Source organism: Streptomyces sp. YPW6, assembly GCF_018866325.1.
Lineage (GTDB): Bacteria > Actinomycetota > Actinomycetes > Streptomycetales > Streptomycetaceae > Streptomyces.
Window position 1 is genome coordinate 7,003,177 of record NZ_CP076457.1, and the last position, 16,446, is coordinate 7,019,622.

Consider the following 16,446-nt stretch of genomic DNA (forward strand, 5'->3'; position numbering starts at 1 on the left):
GCAATGATCACGCCCCGGACGGGTGAACAGCAACGAATCCCCTGACGATCACGCGTTCCAGCGAACACCCGATCCCCTGTTCGTGTGTTCCGGCTACAGGCGTTCCGGTCTCGCCGTACGGCGTTCGTGTCGCGACAGCCGACGCCGTGGACGGGCTACCGGCCACGGCTCACGCCCCGGGTTAACGTGCCCGCATGGTGAACGAGTCCCCGGACGCCCGCCCCCGTCGCAGACTCCGCCCGACGCGCCGCGGAAAGATCGTCCTGGTCGTCGGCGCCCTGCTCATCGCGTCGGCGGCTGTCCTGATCCCGCTGTCCCTGACCGGATCGGACGAGCCGCCGAAGAAGCGGGAGAGCCCGCAGAGCACCCTGATGATCCCTGAGGGCCGCCGCGTCTCGCAGGTGTACGAAGCGGTCGACGAGGCGCTCGACCTGAAGCCCGGCAGCACGCAGAAGGCCGCGTCGACGGTGGACCTGAAACTGCCCGACCAGGCCGAGGGCAACCCCGAGGGATACCTCTTCCCGGCCACGTATCCGATCGACGACGCGACCGAGCCCGCGGGCCTGCTGCGCTACATGTCCGACACCGCCCGCAAGCACTTCGCCGCGGACCACGTCACGGCGGGGGCCCGGCGCAACAACGTCTCCGTCTACGACACCGTCACGATCGCCAGCATCGTCCAGGCCGAGGCCGACACCCCGGCCGACATGGGCAAGGTGGCCCGGGTCGTCTACAACCGGCTGCTCAAGAACATGCCGCTGCAGATGGACTCCACCATCAACTACGCCCTGAAGCGCTCCACCCTGGACACGACGACCGCCGACACCCAGCTGGACAGCCCGTACAACAGCTACCGGATCAAGGGCCTGCCGCCGACTCCCATCGGCAACCCGGGGGAGGAGGCGCTGCGCGCGGCGGTCAGGCCCACGCCCGGCCCGTGGCTCTACTTCGTCACCGTCGGTCCGGGCGACACGCGGTTCACCGACAGCTACGACGAGCAGCAGAGAAACGTCGAGGAGTTCAACCGCGGCCGAGGCTCCGCCACCAAGAACTGACCCAGTCCACCAGCGAGACCGACGGAACCGACGGGACCTCCTGCACTGACGGCTCCGACGGCTCTGACGGGTCCGACGAGACCGACCGGTCTGACAGGACCAACGACACCGACGGGATCGGCGGGACCGACGACCAGGCCGATCAGACCCACGGGCCGAGCGGATCCACCGCCGGTTCAGGCCCCCGGAGCGGGCACGGCGACGACCTCGGCGGCCTCCTCGCCGGCCCGCGCACCGCCCGTCTCCCGCAGCAGCCGCATGACCGACCGGACCGCCGCACGGCCCGCCCGGTTCGCGCCGATGGTGCTGGCGGAGGGGCCGTACCCGACGAGGTGGACGCGCCCGTCCCGTACAGCACGGGTGTCCTCGGCCCGGATGCCCCCACCCGGCTCGCGCAGCTTCAGCGGGGCCAGATGGTCCACAGCGGGCCGGAACCCGGTCGCCCAGAGGATGACGTCGGTCTCGACGGTACGGCCGTCGTCCCAGGCCACACCGGTCGGCGTGATCCGGTCGAACATCGGGAGCCGGTCCAGCACCCCCTGCTCGCGGGCCCGCCGCACCGCGTCGGTCATCGGCAGTCCGGTCACGCTGACCACGCTCTTGGGCGGCAGCCCGTTGCGCACCCGCTCCTCCACCATCGCCACGGCCGCCCGCCCCCACTCCTCGGTGAACGGTCCCTCGCGGAAGACCGGTTCACTGCGGGTCACCCAGAAGGTGCCGGCGGCGAACGGGGCGATCTCCATCAGATGCTGCGTACCGGAGGCGCCACCGCCGACCACGAGGACGCGCTGCCCCGCGAACTCCTCGGGCCCCGGGTAGTTCGCCGTGTGCAACTGCCGCCCCCGGAACGTCTCCTGGCCCGGATAGCGGGGCCAGAACGGCCGGTCCCAGGTGCCGGTCGCGTTGATCAGCGCCCGCGGTGCGTACACCCCCTCGGACGTCTCCACCAGCAGCCGCCCGCCGTTCCCCTCCCGTACGGTACTCACCTCCACGGGCCGGTGGACCCGCAGGCCGAAGCGGTCCTCGTACGCGGCGAAGTAGGCGCCGATCACCTCCGAGGAAGGCCGGTCGGGGTCGGCTCCGGTCAGCTCCATGCCCGGCAGCGCGTGCATCCCGTGGACCTTGCCGTACGTGAGCGAGGGCCAGCGGAACTGCCACGCGCCGCCCGGCCGGGGCGCGTGGTCCAGCACGACGAAGTCGACGTCCGGCTCCATCCCGACGCGGCGCAGGTGGTAGGCGGCGGACAGTCCCGCCTGACCCGCGCCGATGACGACCACGTCCAGCTCGCGCACCCCAGAGTTGTTCACGCTTCTACCAACTCGCCAAGCGCCCCGGATCTTCCCGGACGCCCGACGGGCATTCCCGCACGGCTCAGCGACCTCCGGCGACCACGCGCCCGGCGCCGCGGCGGCCGGCGAGCGGATCCGGTCGATCTTCGCCAGCACGGCGACCGGCGTCTCGCCCCCTGCGAGAGAGACATCGGGCGTGCGCGGCGGCGATCTGCCCGGCCGCCGCCGCCGACGCCACGCCGAAGAAGATGTCCTGCAGCGGGTTCGGCGGCGCGGTCAGTACGTCAGCAGCCGCGACAGCGGGCTGCGGAAGCCACTCGCTGCAGGCCCCCGATGTGATCGCGCGAAGTCCGGCGGAGCTGATCGGGACATGGCGGGTGAAGGCAGCCTTCCGGGTCGGGACACGGTCACGTGTGTCCCGGAGCGTGAACAGCTCGGTTCGCGCCGGTGAGGTGATGATGGGGGCATGTCCGATTCCTTCACCACCACGGTCCTGAACATCACCACGGGTACGGCCGAGACGGTCACGGACCTGACGCGTGCCTGCGAGGAGTTCCTCACCCGCGCTGCCTCTGGCCGCGACGGCCTGCTCAACGTCTTCGTTCCCCATGCCACGGCGGGCATCGCCGTACTGGAGACGGGCGCGGGCAGCGACGACGACCTCCTGGCAGCCCTTCACCACCTGCTCCCCGCCGACGACCGCTGGCAACACCGCCACGGCAGCCCCGGCCACGGCCGCGACCACGTCCTCCCGGCCCTGGTCCCGCCCCACGCCACGCTGCCGGTGATCGGTGGCCGACTGGAGCTGGGCACCTGGCAGTCGGTCTGCTTGGTCGACACGAACCGGGACAATCCGGAGCGTCAGGTGCGGCTGTCGTTTTTGGGCGGCGTCGGCGGGGCCTGACTGTGCGGGTTAGGTCCGGCCGCACCAGCTGCTGGGGCCATGGTGGGAGGCCCCAGCAGTATGCACGCCCTCCCCGGCTCCGCCGTCGACGTGTGGTCGTGGTGTATCCCTGTTGTCCCCGGGAGGTAGAGCCCGCCCGGCTGACGGACCACCTGCCCGACTCCCTGGTGGGCGAAGTGGTCCACTGGGCCCAGGGGGCCGCCGGAGACGGTGTTTCCCGAGCGGTGGCGGAGCCTTTGTTCGAGATCCGCTGCAAGAAGCCGCTGTGCGTGGAAGGATCTCCTGATCGACCACGAGCGCGAGAAGGCTGCGTGCCGCTTGCCGAACCCTCAAGGGAGCCGGAGTTGGCCCTGCTGCCAACGGGTCCGCAGTGGCCCGTGCTGCCCGAGTATTTCCACGACTGGGCGTTGGTGGACGTGGAGACTTCTGGGCTGAGGCCCGGCCGGGACCGCGTCCTGTCCCTCGCGGTCGTCACGCTGGACGGGTACGGTCGGCAGACCGGTGCGTTCTCCACACTCCTCAACCCGGGCTGCGACCCGGGACCTGTGCATGTTCATGGGCTCACCCGCGCTCGCCTGGCAGGCTCACCTCCTTTCGAGGAGATCGCGCCGCAGCTCGGTGCGCTGCTGAGCGGTCGCGTTCTTGTCGCCCATAACGCGCAGTTCGACTACGACTTTCTAGCTCACGAGTTCGCCCGCGTCCGCTCGTGGGTGCCTGTGAGCAGACGTCTTTGCACCCTGGCTCTCAACAGGTTGATCGCGCCCGCGACGCCGAATCTCAAGCTGGCAACGCTTGCCGCGCACTACGGTGTGCGTCAGGAACGGGCCCACGACGCACAGGACGACGTCCGGGTGCTCACGGGGATTTTGCAGGGCTCGCTGGACGCCGCGGGACGTCTGGGCTTGGATCTTCCGCTCTTGGCCTGCCCGCCGCGACAGGACTACAAGCCCTTCGTCCCGAAGACCCCCTGTCCGTACCGGAATCCCGGCCGGTTCCAGGCGGGAGACGGTCTGGTACAGGGGATGAAGGTCGCTGTCACCGGCGAAACCCTGATGTCCCGCGAGGAGCTGATCGCCCGCTCGGTGGCGGCCGGCCTCAACATGATGACTTCGATCAGCGGACAGACCAGCCTCCTGGTCACCAATGATTCCGGCGAGGGGACCGCCAAACTACGCCGGGCCGTTGCCGAAGGCGTTCCTCTGGTGGACGAGCGGACCTATCTGCGGCTGCTGGACGATGTACGGTCCGGTGAGGCCAAGGGCGTGGCCCGATCCGCAGTTGCCGGCCTACGACGTGCCACAGCGACGCCGGGGGAGGCGGCGGCCGTGCCCCGCACGCTCACGCCCGCAGTGCCCGCGCAGCGCACCACCCCACCGGTCGCACGCACCGGTCCCGCCGGGGCGGACCGACCACTCGCCGGGCGTCGCGTGCTGGTGTTGGGGGGTACCCACGAGGAAGCCGGGGCGGCGCGCGTCCAGGTCGTCGAGCTCGGTGCCTCCGCAGCGGTCAACCTCTCGGCGAGAGTCACCGACATCGTGCTGCTCCCCGGCGGGGAATCGGACCGGCGTATGAGCCGCATCACCTCGCTCGGCCTGCCCGTCCATGGCGCCGAGTGGCTTCTCCCGCCCGCCATGGCCCCTGTACCCGAACTCGGTTCTGTGCATCAGGCCCCGGCCGCCGAGTCGCGGGACACGGCAGAGATCCTGGTCCGGGGAGAGGTCGTCGACCTGCCTGAGGCCGGGGCTACGTGGACGGTGGCGGCCACATGGGGGCAGCTCACCGCATGCGACGTCGATGTCGTCACCTTCCTGCTCGACGCGCAGGAGCAGGTCGCGGGAGACGAGGACTTCGTCTTCTACGGAGCACCCGAACACCCTGATGGCACGGTGCGGCTCGCCACGGACGGTCCGACTGAGCAAGCCGTCAGCGTCGCTGTGGAACGGCTGCCCTTGGAGGTGACCAGTGTCGTGGTCGCGGCGGCGATCGACGGCGACGTCACCTTCTCCGACGTCGGCGCGGTGGAGGTCGTCGTCACCCGTGGAATCGGCGAGGCCCCGACCCACCGTGCCACCCTCGATGCCGCAACCACCGAGCGCACCATGATCCTTGCCGAGATCTACCGCCGGGGCGAGGGATGGCGGCTGCGGGCGGTCGGGCAGGGATACGACCATGCTCTCGCCGACTTCGCCCGGTCCTACGGAGTCGACGTCGCCGAGTGACCGCATCGCAGGACCAGAATTGATGGGACCGGCGGAGCGTCCTGAGCGACCGAACGTCCGAGGCGCTTGCAGGATCAGGGCGGCCTGTCACCGTCACGGATTCCCGCGGCTGTGCTCGTTGGCGCATGCCTCGCCGGCCCGGCCGGACCAGGACGTGGTCACCAGGACGGCCTTGGGTCTGTGTCCTTGGTCCTTGTTTTCTTGGCAGCCGGGCGGCCTCTTCGTGTGCCCAGTGCCAGTGTTGCAGCGGCAGTTGAAATGGGTGCGTACAGAAGTACCGTAGAGCCGGTCAGCCGGTGCTGGACCTGTGCGCGACTTGTTCCCAGAGGTCCATTCCCGCGCGGAGAAGTTCGCGCACGGCCGCGGTCTCCTCGTCCGTCCAGGCTCCCTCGCCAGCGGCCGGTTCGAGAGCTTCGCCGCCGAAGATCTTTTCGTAGGCGCTGTCGTGGATGGTTCCTTGGGAGGGAAGGGATGGGCCGGCCTTCAGGCTGTGAGAGAGATCTTCGAAGAAGTTCCACGCCTCCAGCAGCAGTCCTGCCGGGACCGAGCCATGGCCGGGGTGCTCGACCCACCGCTGTACGACGCCCAGATCGAGAGTGCCTTCGCCCTCCCGGACGAGCACCCAGCCATTGCGATCGCAGTGCTCCTGCAGCGCCTCGAGGTCAGGGAACGCGAGGAGACCTCCGCGTTCGTCAACGGCGAGCTCATCGGGGGCATCGCCCTCTCCAGGCCGCCAGATCAGCGCCAGGTCCTCTCTCCCGGCCATGATGCGGTACGGATAGTGGTCAGCCATGCGGGGTCTCCCTGGTGCTGCGGCGGCACTTGCCACGTGGGTCATCCTGCCCGCAATGATCGTCGTGTGGTGACGTTAGATCAGGTGGAGCTGTGGGGTGCGGAGCTGGCGGGGCCGGGGGCGCGGGTCGCCGGGTGTTTCGAGCGGCCGCCTCGCACGGGCGACGGGTGAGGCGGCCGCTGGCGGACGTGCCGTGCCTGGCATGAACGGGTGGCAGGCGGCTGAGCAGGCAGGTGCCGCGAGGCCCTGGTCGACGCAGCGGCTGCTGAGGGCTGCCTGCTGGGATGTGGACGGGGTCCGCGATGTGGTGCTGTCCTGCGCGTGGGTCGAGCGTGCGGGCGAGGTCGACGCGGTGCTGGCCCTGGATGAGACGGGGTTCTTGACGGAGGGCGACCGGTCGGGGGAGTTCGGCGACAGCGGACGGGCCCGGCGGGGTGGATTGAGCACCGTCGGACGGGCGGGTTCTCGGGCTGTACGTCCTCGTGCGGACGGGTGCTGGTGGTGAGGCGCGACAGCGCCCCTCGTCCGTCACGGACGAGGGGCGCTGTGGCTCGGGAGCGGCCGACCGTCAGGTGCGGTAGGCGTAGTACGCGGCGTTCGGGTAGGACGAGATGATGCTCGTCACCGAACGGCGCAGGGTGTTGGTGGAGTGATACGTCAGGTACGGCACGCCGTTGCGGCGGGACGTGACGATCATGGTGTGGTCCTTGGACCCGTCCTTGTCGAAGTCGACCTGGAGGACGTCGCCGACGTCCATCTGGTAGACGTTGGCAAGGCTGGTGGTGCGCTCGGAGTTCTGCGCGAACCAGGACCACTCGTTGACGCCGACGAAGGAGTGCGACTGGATGTCGGCGGTGCCGAACCAGCGCGTGTAGTCGTAGACGTAACCGGGGACGTGCTTCCAGCCGCCGGCCTTGAGGGACTGACTGACGAAGTTGGTGCAGTCGCCGCCCGCACCGGCCCCGTTGAAGTCGGGGTAGGCAGGGTTGTAGTTCGTCCAGTGCTTCTCCGCGTACGCGGCCATCGCCCGGTAGTCGTACTCGCCGCCGGTGAGGTTCTTGGGGGCGGCCGGCGGGCGTCTCGTGATGGCGGCGCGGGGCGCGGCCGGGGTGGTCGACGTGGTCTTGGCCGCTGCGGACACGGTCTTCGGCTCGGCGAGCTGGTTGACCGCGAGGCCGCCGTCGGCGGTCTCGCGGATCTTCGTGACCTTCCAGGAGCCGTTCCTGTCGGCCTTGAAGGTCAGCTCGTGGTGAGCCTGGAAGCCGGTGGTGCCCGGCTCGCCGCCGGTGACCTTGGCGTAGGTCAGCGTGGTGTTCTCGGTGACCCGGACGACTGCGGTACGGCCCTTGACCTGGGTGCGGTCCAGGGTGACCTCGGTGCTGCCGGCGCTGTACCTCTCGCCGTTGCGCGCCAGTCGGTTCCTGCGGTCGTCGAGCTGCTTCCGGGCGGCGTGCTCGGTTCGGCCGATCCCGGAGGAGAGCTCCACCTTGCCGGACATGCCGTCGGCCTTGGCCTTCCTGCCGCTGTGGCGAGGCCGGTCGATCAGCGCGTTGGTGCGGTCGGTGAAGACCGCGTCCGCCAGTTTCTGGAAGGCGGCCTTGGTCCTGGCGTCGACCTGGGGCTCGGCTGCCGTGGACGCGCCCGCGTTCCAGGTGGGCAGCAGCGCGACCCCCGCGACGGCCGATGCGGCGGCCGCCGTGAGTATCGTCGCCCGGCGTCGTGTGTGCTTGAGTTTTCTCGACTTCACTGGCGTTCTTCCCTCTTTTCCCGGCATGGACCGCCGAGTCAAGCCGCATCTTTGCACGCCTCGTGCAGCCGGTGTGAAGGAGGCGAGGGGATTGATGCGAGGCGGTGTCCGAACCGTCACCGCAGTTGAGGGCGACGGCCGTTGGGCGTCACTTCACGACGGTGGACCAGTCCGGGGACTGGGCGGGGTCGAGGCTGCGGAGCCGCTCCAGCGTGGCGGGCTTCTGCACGTCCATCCAGTCGGCAAGTTCCTTGAAGGACACACACTTGACGTCCTTCTTGGTGCACACCTTCTCTATCATCTGGTCGACGGCCTTCATGTAGATGCCGCCGTTCCACTCTTCGAAGTGGTTACCGATGAACAGGGGCGCGCGACTCCCGTAGTAGACGCGGTTGAAGCCGGCTGTGTAGGTGTTCAGGGTCTCCTGCTGCCACGTCGGGTACATGGCCGGGTCGCCGTCGGTCTTGCCCTCGGACTGGTTGTAGAGGAAGTTGAAGTCCATGGACAGGCCCTGGTACTTGCCCCCCTCGTACGGGAGCATCTGGAGCGGGAAGTCCCATATGCCGTTCTTCTTCCGCGGCCATATCTGGAAGTCGCCGGCGGAGCTGGCGTCGTAGCGCCAGTCGTAGCTCTTGGCGGCCTTGAGGAGGTTGGCCTGGCCTTCGAGACAGGGAGCGCGGCCGCCGGCGACCTCGCGGCGTATGTCGAACGGCAGCGGTTCGAGGTCGGTCCTGCCGGTGTTGGTCTTCCACTTCTCGACGAAGTCGTAGAACTGGTCGATCTCGCTCTTCCACTCGGACACGCTCCAGTCGCCGCCCCCCTTCGGGCCGCAGAAGTGCCCGTTGAAGTGGGTGCCGATCTCGTTGCCGTCCTTCCAGGCCCCGCTGAGCTGCTCCAGGGTGGTGTAGACGTGCTCGTCGGTGGGGAAGCTGATGGCCGCGCTTCCCCGGGGGTGCTGCGGCGGGTCGTACAGGTCCCTCTGGCCCTTCGGCAGCAGGTAGATGCCGGTGAGGAAGAAGGTCATGTGGGCGTCGTGCCGATTGGCCATCTCCCGGTAGTGCGCGAACAGTCCGTCATCGCCCTGGAGGGCGCCGTCCCAGGAGAACACCACGAACTGCGGCGGCTTCTCACCGGGCTTCAGCGGCCGGGGCTTGAGCTGCCCCTTCTGCGGGCCGGTGAAGGAGGTCGAGCCGTCCCCGATCACCTCGACCTTGCCGTCCCAGGCCAGTTCCTCCGCGTCCTGGGGCAGCGGCTGGCGCGGCGAGCGGTTCGTCGCGGACGCGGTCGGGGTGGTGTCGTCGGTGCCGAACACGACCAGGTAGCCGCCGAGGGCGGAGGCGACGACGGCGAGTGCTGCCAGGGCGAGCGTCCGAGGGCGGGCGGGGAGACGGCGGGGCGCGGGGTCCTTGCGGCGTCGGCCCGACGGCTTGTTCATCTGCGGCTCAATCTCTCGGTGTCCTCCGCCTCGCGGAGGCGCGGAAGGGGACGATGTCGGTCGTGCCGGTGGTCAGCCGAGCGGTCTCAGGGCTTCCGACCAGATGCCGTACGGGACGCTGTCGGCGATCGTGCCGCCCAGTCCCTCCAGCGGTAGGGGTTCGAGGCTCTCGGCCAGGTCGATGCGGTAGACGACGACCGCGGTGGACACCTTCTTCTCGGTGCCGACGTACCAGGCGGCGGTGTCGTCCTCGGTGGTGCCCCGCTTTCCCGCGACCTCCCCGCCGGCCTGCGCGGCGGTCTCCGGGTAGGCGGTGCGGAAGGCGTCCGTCAGGGCGGACTGCACCTCGGCGGCGGTGTCGGCGTCCAGGGCCCGGCGCGCGGCCGGGATGTCCGTGGGGACCTCGTGGCCGTTGCGGGTGACCTTGAGGACGGCGTAGGGGTCGGTGTGCCGGCCCTCGGCGGCGAAGGTGGTGTAGCCGCTGGCCATCCGGATGGCGCTGGGCCTGGAGCTGCCGCCGGCCAGTGCGGGGACCTGGGCGCCGAGGCTGGAGGACAACAGTCCGCTGGCCCGGGCGGTGGAGCGGACCTTGTCCAGGCCGGTGTCCATGCCGAGCTGCATGAAGGTGGTGTTGACCGAGGAGGCGAGGGCCTGGTGCAGGGTGATTTGCCCGTAGGACCGGCCCTTGTCGTTCTTCGCGGCGACCTTGCGGCCGCTGCGGTCCCAGTAGGGCCCTTCCGGCGTGGTGACCGGCACCTTGTCGTCGCCGTCGTACACCGTCTCGCCCGTCACCGGCTCGCGGGTGCCGTCCCGGCTCTTGCGTACGCCGTGCTCCAGCGCGGCGGCGTAGACGAACGGCTGGAACGCCGAGCCGGCGGGCACGGTCGTCGCGTTGGACTCGTTGTAGCCCTGCTTGCGGTGGTCGGGTCCGCCGTGGATGGCCACGATCCGCCCGTCGACGGCGATGGAGGCAGCGCCGTAGTGGACGTCCTTCGCGGCCTTGGGGTTGTCCTTGCGGGCCTTGTCGCGGGCCTTGCCGACGGCCCGGGTGAGCTGGTCCACGCGCTTCTTGTCGAACGTCGTGTAGATCTGGTAACCGCCCCGGTCGAAGTCCTTGTCGGAGATGTGGGCGGTCTTCTTGGCGTACCGGGTGGCGAGTTCCACCAGGTAGTCGCTCTGCTCGCCGGTGCTGTAGAGCGGGTTGCTCTCCAGCACCTTCGGGAAGGTGCGGTAGCGGGCACGCTCCTCCGGCGACATCTTGCCGATCTTCACCATCCGGTCGAGCGTCCACCGCCACCGCTCTTCCGCCCGGGTGCGGTTGGCCGCGCTGAGCGTCGGGTCGTACAGCCCGGCGCCCTTGAGGAGGGTGGCGAGGAAGGCGCCCTCGCTCGCGTTGAGTTCGCTCACGTCCTTGCCGTAGTACGCCTGGGCCGCACGTTGTATGCCGTAGGTGCCCCGTCCGAACCAGCTGGTGTTGAGGTATCCCTCCAGGATCTCGTCCTTGCTCATCTCGTCGTCGAGCTTGAGAGCCATGATGGCCTCGGTGAACTTGCGGCTGTAGGTCCTCTCCTGGCTCAGGTAGGCGTTCTTGACGTACTGCTGGGTGATGGTCGAACCACCCTCGGTGCTGCCCTGTCCGACGGTACGCAGGAGGGCGCGGGTGAGCCCCTTGGCCGAGATGCCGGGGTCGCTGTAGAAGCTCTCGTTCTCGGCCGCGAGCACCGCCCAGCGCACGTCCTCGGGAACGTCGTCCAGTTCCATCTCCTGCCGCTGCACCCAGCCGGCGCGGGCCATGGGAGTGCCGTCGGCCCAGAAGTAGACGTTGTCCTGCTGGGTGGCGAACGAGTTGAGGTCGTCCGGAATGTCGGTGACGGCGTAGGCGACCGTCAGGGTCAGGACGCTCAGCCCGAACGAGGCGAGGACCGTGCCGCCGATCTGCCGCCAGCTGGGCAACCAGCGCTTCCAGCCGGTGCGCCCGGGTCGGGGGTAGTGCGGCCGGATGCGGCGGAGCCAGGGGCCGAGCACGGCGACGGCGGCAGCGGTGGCGGCGCCGGCGGCAGCGGTGAAGCGCGCGGCGGGCGTCGACGCGGGCGCCCTGCGGCGCCGGCTACCGGGCCGACCGGCTGCGGCGGCTCTGGCTTCCGCGCGGCGGGACGTGCGGGATCCGGAGGCGGGCGCGGGGTGGTCGCCGGTCGGTGCGGTCCGTCCGGCCTTCTCCGGGCCGGAGGGTGTGCCGGTGCTGCCGTCGGATATCTCCCGCCGTTCCACGCCGGATACGGGTGGCTCTTCGGGACCGGCGCCGGGGATGCCGCCGCCGGATATGCGAAGCTGCATCGTCTCGTCGGGTATGAGCCGCTGTCCGAGTGCACGCCGGTCGGCCGGGGAACGCGAATCCGAAGGCTCTTCCCCGCCGTCCTGAGTATGTGCTCCCTGTCCTGCCTCGGTCACGATCAGCCTCTCTCCGTACTCCCCAACGCGTGCAGGCAGTACGGGCGTACGAGGGCTTGACCCAGCAATCGATATGGCGGTCGCAAACCCTGACTTCCCCCCGACCTCACGGGATCGCGGCTCTCAAATTACCAGCGTGGTTCGCAGGATCTCCACACGGTGGTCGGGCGAATCCGTCACATGACGCCGACCGTGGTGTGTTCCTCGCCGCGCGTTCTTCGCCTCTGCGGCGAGCGGCGGGGGCCGGAGAGTGGATGCGGTCGACGGGTACCGACGCCGACGTTCCGCCCGTATCACCACCCGGGGCGGGCGGGCTCTCGTGCTGCCGAGGCCGTACGACCGGCGCAGGCGCCCCTGCCCGATGCAGCCAGGCCGATCGAGGGGCGGGCGGACACCGGGGCCCGGCACTGGACTGCCAGTCGGTCGCCCGTTCCGGAGCCGGGCACCACCACATCGTCCGGAACGGCGAACCGGGCCGGCTCGGCCAGGGCGGCCCCGACCAGCACACCATGCTGGTCACCCCGTCGGTCGGCGGGAACGACATGCGCTTCGCCGATGTCGTGACATCGTGCGTCAATCCGGACGGCATCATCATGACCGGCCACGCCGAGGCCGACAGCCGTCCGGTCTCGATGAAGCCGTTCCACCCGAACCTCCTCGGCCTTCGCCCTGGTCTGCGCGTGGGTGCCTTCGGCTCCTGGGGTTCACCAGGCGCTCGCCGACCGGGAAAGTGCCGTGGCGGCTCTGCTCTGCGCGGTCAGGAGGGCGACCCGATCAGGAGGGCGACCCGATCCGAACCGGAGACAGAGAAGCACGGGTTGCAGACAGGACTCGCGGACCTCTCGGGACTCTTCTGTGCCAGGGCGAAGCCGCAATCCCCATGGTGCCGCCGTACGCAAAGACCTGGTGTCGATTTCGCTTGGTTCTAGTCGAAATCGACACCCCCTATTCGCTCGAATGACGGCTCTCCTTGAATGACGGGAACGTCAAGCTCGTCGCGCAGTGCAGCCCGGAGGAAGTCGGTGAAGGTCATGTCGAAAACGAACCACGCTCCCATTTCCACCGCGACCTGCCACTGCCTTCTGTTCCCGTCAGGGGGAACGAGGAAGATGTGGTTGCCGGAGATCGACCGGGCGACCGCGAAGTATCCACCCGGGTCCGGGTGCACGGGGTGCCGGTAGGCGTGGGGATCGCTGCGAGCCAGGTCTCCGTAGGAAGAGGAGGCCCGATCCCACAGTGACTCGAGGCGCAGGCCGTGGTCTCCCCTCGCTGCCCGCGGGTGAAAGAGATAGACCTGTTCGCTGATGCATCCCGGCCCGTAGGCGGAGACGAACTCCTTGTAGTCGGTGGGGAGGGTGATGTTGCTCATTCTTTCAACAGCTTCCCAGTCAGCGACTGTTTCCCTGTTGACCTGGGGGGCTCCCAGAAGTTCACGGAACGGAGAGTTGTACACCTGATGACCTCTGTGGGCAGCATTATTCGGCAACGGCCCGATGGTAGGCCGTGCGGCCCTGGCGGATGGAGTGCGGGCGATGCGGGACATGCGCCTGACCTCGCTGTTTCAGTTGAGGTTGCTGGGCGGCTGAGCGAGGTTGTTTGAGGCTGGGTCGGCTGGTGGGCATGGTGAGGGCCCGACGCGGGGTCGGGTTCTCCGAGGTCCTTGGGTCGAGGTGGGCGGGGGCGGCGGGTCAGCTGGCGGGGCGGGGTAGTGCGGCCAGTCGGTGGAATGCGGCCATGAGTTCATGTCGCCAGGGCCAGGTCGCCGATATCCGGAGGCGGAGGCGGCGGCTGCCCCGGGTGATTCGGGCTGTGACGTGCAGGATCCGGTAGCGGAGTTTCTTGGGTTCGGCAGCCGCGAGTTGGCTGTCCAGCAGGAGGATGCGGGTCCAGGTGAGGAGGTCGATCGCCGCGAGGCTGAGTTCGAGCCAGGCGGCGTTGACGCCGAAGCGGCGGGAGGGGGAGCGGCCGAAGCCGGTGGTCTTGCCGCACCGGATGCGGTCCTCGACGGTGGCGTGTCCGCGGTGGCGGACCTCCAGGAACTGGGCCGAGCCGGCGGTGAACGGGGTGTCGGTGAGGAAGACCTGGTGCCGCAGGCCCTCGTCCTGGTCGAAGAGCGAGAGCTGGGCTCCGGGGTGGGGGCGTTCGCGGCGGACGATGATGCGGGTGCCGGCCGGGTAGCCGGCAAGGCCGGTCATGCCGGTCAGCTCGGCGACCTCGGCGGACTCACGGAGGGTGCCGTCCTGGTCCAGGGCGGGGTGCCAGACCTGCTCGGGCAGGGCCCGGATCGCGCGGCGGACCGGCTCGGTGACCGCGTATCCGACCGAGAAGAAGGTGCGGATTCCGCGTGCTCGCAGGTCTCGGATGTGGGTGAGGAAGGCTTTCGCGGATCCGGCGCTGTCGGTGCGGATCAGGATGTCGGAGCCGTGCCGGTGGGCGTCAGGGATTTGTGCGAGAGCGTCGTCCAGCACCGCGATGTGATCCGCGGCTGTGTTGGCTCCGGAGTTTCCGGGCCGAAGGCGCCCGGACATGGCCTCGCCGGTGTTGGCCAGGAAACACAGCAGGGGGTGGAAGCCGAAGCCGCCTTTGTAGGTGGGTGCGGCCTGGACCTTCTCGGGTGGCAGGTGATCAGGGTGGCGTCGATGTCCAGGACCAGGCCGGGCAGTTCCCGTCCGCCGGCCTTTGCCGCCGGTATGCCGCAGCGGGTCTCGGATGCCTGCAGCCAGGCCACTTCCCGGGCCTGAGCGCGGGCTGAGCGCAGGCGGTCCAGTACGCGTTCGTCGACGGCGGCCAGGAGCCGCCAGGCAGTCGGTGTCGAGGCGATGGGGCCGAACACCTCGCGCTGGTCGCGCAGCGTGGCCAGATCCGTGATGGTCTCGCCGCCGGCAGCCACCATCACCGCGAGGTCGGTCGCGATCCGGCCCGGGTCATGACCAGTACCTCGTGGCCGGAGCGGTCCGAGCGCGGTGGAGTACGAGCTGGTCAGTCCAGTGACATCGGCGAGATCAGCCAGTAGCCGTGCCCCGGCATGACCGACCACCCCCGCACCGTCAGCAGAGACATGAAGCCTGGGACGCAAACCGATACACTGCACGCAGAAAGTGCCTTCCACCTGGCCCGACAGAACCCCTCGACAAGGTTCATCGTCCCAGCTCGGAAGGCACTTTCGCGTTCACGGCCAGCAACCGGCCTCACCCCAACAGAAACGGCGAGGCTAACCTCGGGTTTTCACGAGGGCTGCCGTCCAGCAGGTGATCGAGAGAGCGTAAAGTACCTCTGATCTCTGCAAGGGTAGGCCCCATGACAGTCGGGGCGGTGACCGGCACGCCCGGCTAGTGCCGCATCAGGCAACGTTCGCCCCGTCGTGACGTGTCGCCCGGTTGCTGCGCCGGGCGGCACCGGACGGCCAGAATGATCACGTGGCTGAACGCGTGCAGGTCCGGGAGATCGATGACGACGAGGGAAGACGGCTGCTACGGATCGTCCGCCGGGGCACTGGGTCGGTGGTGACCTGGCGGCGGGCCCAGATGGTGCTGCTGTCCGCTCAGCGCATGCCGGCGGCGAAGATCGCTGAGGTGACGTTCACCAGCGCGGACCGGGTCCGCGATGTGATCCACACCTTCAATGCCGACGGCTTCGAGGCGCTCTACCCGAAATACAGGGGTGGGCGGCCGAGGACGTTCACCCTGCCCGAGCGCCGGGAGATCAAGAAGATCGCGAAGTCCAAGCCGGCCGAGCACGGCCTGCCGTTCTCGACCTGGAGCCCGGCCAAGCTGGCCGACTTCCTGGTCGCCGAGGGGGTGGTCGACGACATCAGCCACGAGGGCCTTCGGGTCCTGCTCCGCGAGGAGGGCGTCTCCTTTCAACGCGTGAAGACCTGGAAGTCCTCACGCGACCCGGACTACGCGGCCAAGAAGGCCCGTGTCGAGCACCTCTACGCGATCGCCGACGGCGAGGTCATACCCGAGGACTGGGAGCCCGAAGTCGTCTTCTGCATGGACGAGTTCGGACCGCTCAACCTGATGCCGCACCCCGGCCGGCAATGGGCCGAAGGCGGCGGACGGCACAAGGACCCCGGGCGTGAACCCCGGCCCCGCCGACGGGCGACCTACACCCGCCCGCACGGGGTGAGGCACCTGTTGCCGCCTACGACCTCGCCAAGGACCAGCTCTACGGCCACATCAAGAAGACCAAGAACCGGTCCAAGTTCCTGGAGTTCTGCCGCTACCTGCGCTCGCTGCACCCGGCGGACGTGCGCATCGCGATCGTCTGCGACAACTACTCGCCGCACCTGACGACCAAGCGCTGCCAGCGGGTCGGCACGTGGGCGGCGGCGAACAACGTCGAGATCGCCTACACCCCGACCAACAGCTCATGGCTCAACCGGATCGAGGCCCAGTTCACGGCTCTGCGGTACTTCGCCCTCGACGGCACCGACCATGCCAGTCACAAGGCCCAGGGCAGCATGATCCGCCGCTACATCATCTGGCGGAACAAGCACGCCGCGGACGAGCGCCTATGCGAAGTGGTTACCAGGGCGAACGTAGCTTGACGCAGCG

The 16,446-nt window shown here is 69.2% G+C and carries 9 protein-coding genes and 2 pseudogenes; 4 read left to right on the plus strand and 7 right to left on the minus strand.

The genetic code is table 11. The features are described 5' to 3' along the window. Positions 1–194 precede the first annotated feature (194 nt). A complete protein-coding gene (mltG, locus tag KME66_RS30755) occupies positions 195–1,055 on the plus strand; it encodes an endolytic transglycosylase MltG (RefSeq protein ID WP_216328173.1) in 861 nt (286 codons plus the stop codon). A 176-nt stretch (positions 1,056–1,231) separates the two neighbouring features. Here mltG and KME66_RS30760 read toward each other — a convergent pair whose 3' ends face one another. After that, the gene (locus tag KME66_RS30760; protein ID WP_253208516.1) at positions 1,232–2,362 is read right to left on the minus strand and encodes an NAD(P)-binding domain-containing protein; all 1,131 of its coding nucleotides are present in this window, start codon (positions 2,360–2,362) and stop codon (positions 1,232–1,234) included. Between the two features lie 448 nt (positions 2,363–2,810). On the opposite strand from KME66_RS30760, the gene KME66_RS30765 reads away from it, so the two are divergent. Next, positions 2,811–3,248, plus strand: coding sequence for a secondary thiamine-phosphate synthase enzyme YjbQ (locus tag KME66_RS30765; protein ID WP_073224838.1), 438 nt, complete (start codon positions 2,811–2,813; stop codon positions 3,246–3,248). 344 nt (positions 3,249–3,592) lie between these two features. Further along, positions 3,593–5,467 (plus strand): TerD family protein, encoded by a 1,875-nt coding sequence (locus KME66_RS30770; RefSeq protein WP_216328175.1) that lies wholly within the window; start codon positions 3,593–3,595, stop codon positions 5,465–5,467. Positions 5,468–5,756: 289 nt separating this feature from the next. Here KME66_RS30770 and KME66_RS30775 read toward each other — a convergent pair whose 3' ends face one another. The 6 genes and pseudogenes from KME66_RS30775 to KME66_RS30800 form a co-directional block, all read right to left on the minus strand. Next, positions 5,757–6,260, minus strand: a complete 504-nt coding sequence (locus KME66_RS30775) for a hypothetical protein (protein WP_216328176.1) — start codon at positions 6,258–6,260, stop codon at positions 5,757–5,759. 568 nt (positions 6,261–6,828) lie between these two features. Next, positions 6,829–8,007, minus strand: coding sequence for an amidase domain-containing protein (locus KME66_RS30780; protein ID WP_216328178.1), 1,179 nt, complete (start codon positions 8,005–8,007; stop codon positions 6,829–6,831). A gap of 148 nt (positions 8,008–8,155) precedes the next feature. Then, positions 8,156–9,442, minus strand: coding sequence for a hypothetical protein (locus tag KME66_RS30785; RefSeq protein ID WP_216328180.1), 1,287 nt, complete (start codon positions 9,440–9,442; stop codon positions 8,156–8,158). A gap of 72 nt (positions 9,443–9,514) precedes the next feature. Beyond that, a complete protein-coding gene (locus KME66_RS30790) occupies positions 9,515–11,776 on the minus strand; it encodes a transglycosylase domain-containing protein (protein WP_216328182.1) in 2,262 nt (753 codons plus the stop codon). Between the two features lie 1,039 nt (positions 11,777–12,815). Continuing rightward, complete coding sequence (locus KME66_RS30795) at positions 12,816–13,433, minus strand: SMI1/KNR4 family protein (protein WP_367303636.1); 618 nt, start codon at positions 13,431–13,433, stop codon at positions 12,816–12,818. Positions 13,434–13,578: 145 nt separating this feature from the next. Then, positions 13,579–14,981: pseudogene (locus tag KME66_RS30800) on the minus strand (IS1380 family transposase). Between the two features lie 325 nt (positions 14,982–15,306). On the opposite strand from KME66_RS30800, the pseudogene KME66_RS30805 reads away from it, so the two are divergent. Continuing rightward, a pseudogene (locus KME66_RS30805) lies at positions 15,307–16,439 on the plus strand (IS630 family transposase). Positions 16,440–16,446 lie beyond the last annotated feature (7 nt).

Bases quoted from the DNA above. Each gene is read 5' to 3' on its own strand.
- KME66_RS30765 (WP_073224838.1), top strand. From the start codon at position 2,811: ATGTCCGATTCCTTCACCACCACGGTCCTGAACATCACCACGGGTACG.
- KME66_RS30790 (WP_216328182.1), bottom strand. From the start codon at position 11,776: ATGCAGCTTCGCATATCCGGCGGCGGCATCCCCGGCGCCGGTCCCGAA.
- KME66_RS30795 (WP_367303636.1), bottom strand. From the start codon at position 13,433: ATGTCCCGCATCGCCCGCACTCCATCCGCCAGGGCCGCACGGCCTACC.
- KME66_RS30785 (WP_216328180.1), bottom strand. From the start codon at position 9,442: ATGAACAAGCCGTCGGGCCGACGCCGCAAGGACCCCGCGCCCCGCCGT.
- mltG (WP_216328173.1), top strand. From the start codon at position 195: ATGGTGAACGAGTCCCCGGACGCCCGCCCCCGTCGCAGACTCCGCCCG.
- KME66_RS30775 (WP_216328176.1), bottom strand. From the start codon at position 6,260: ATGGCTGACCACTATCCGTACCGCATCATGGCCGGGAGAGAGGACCTG.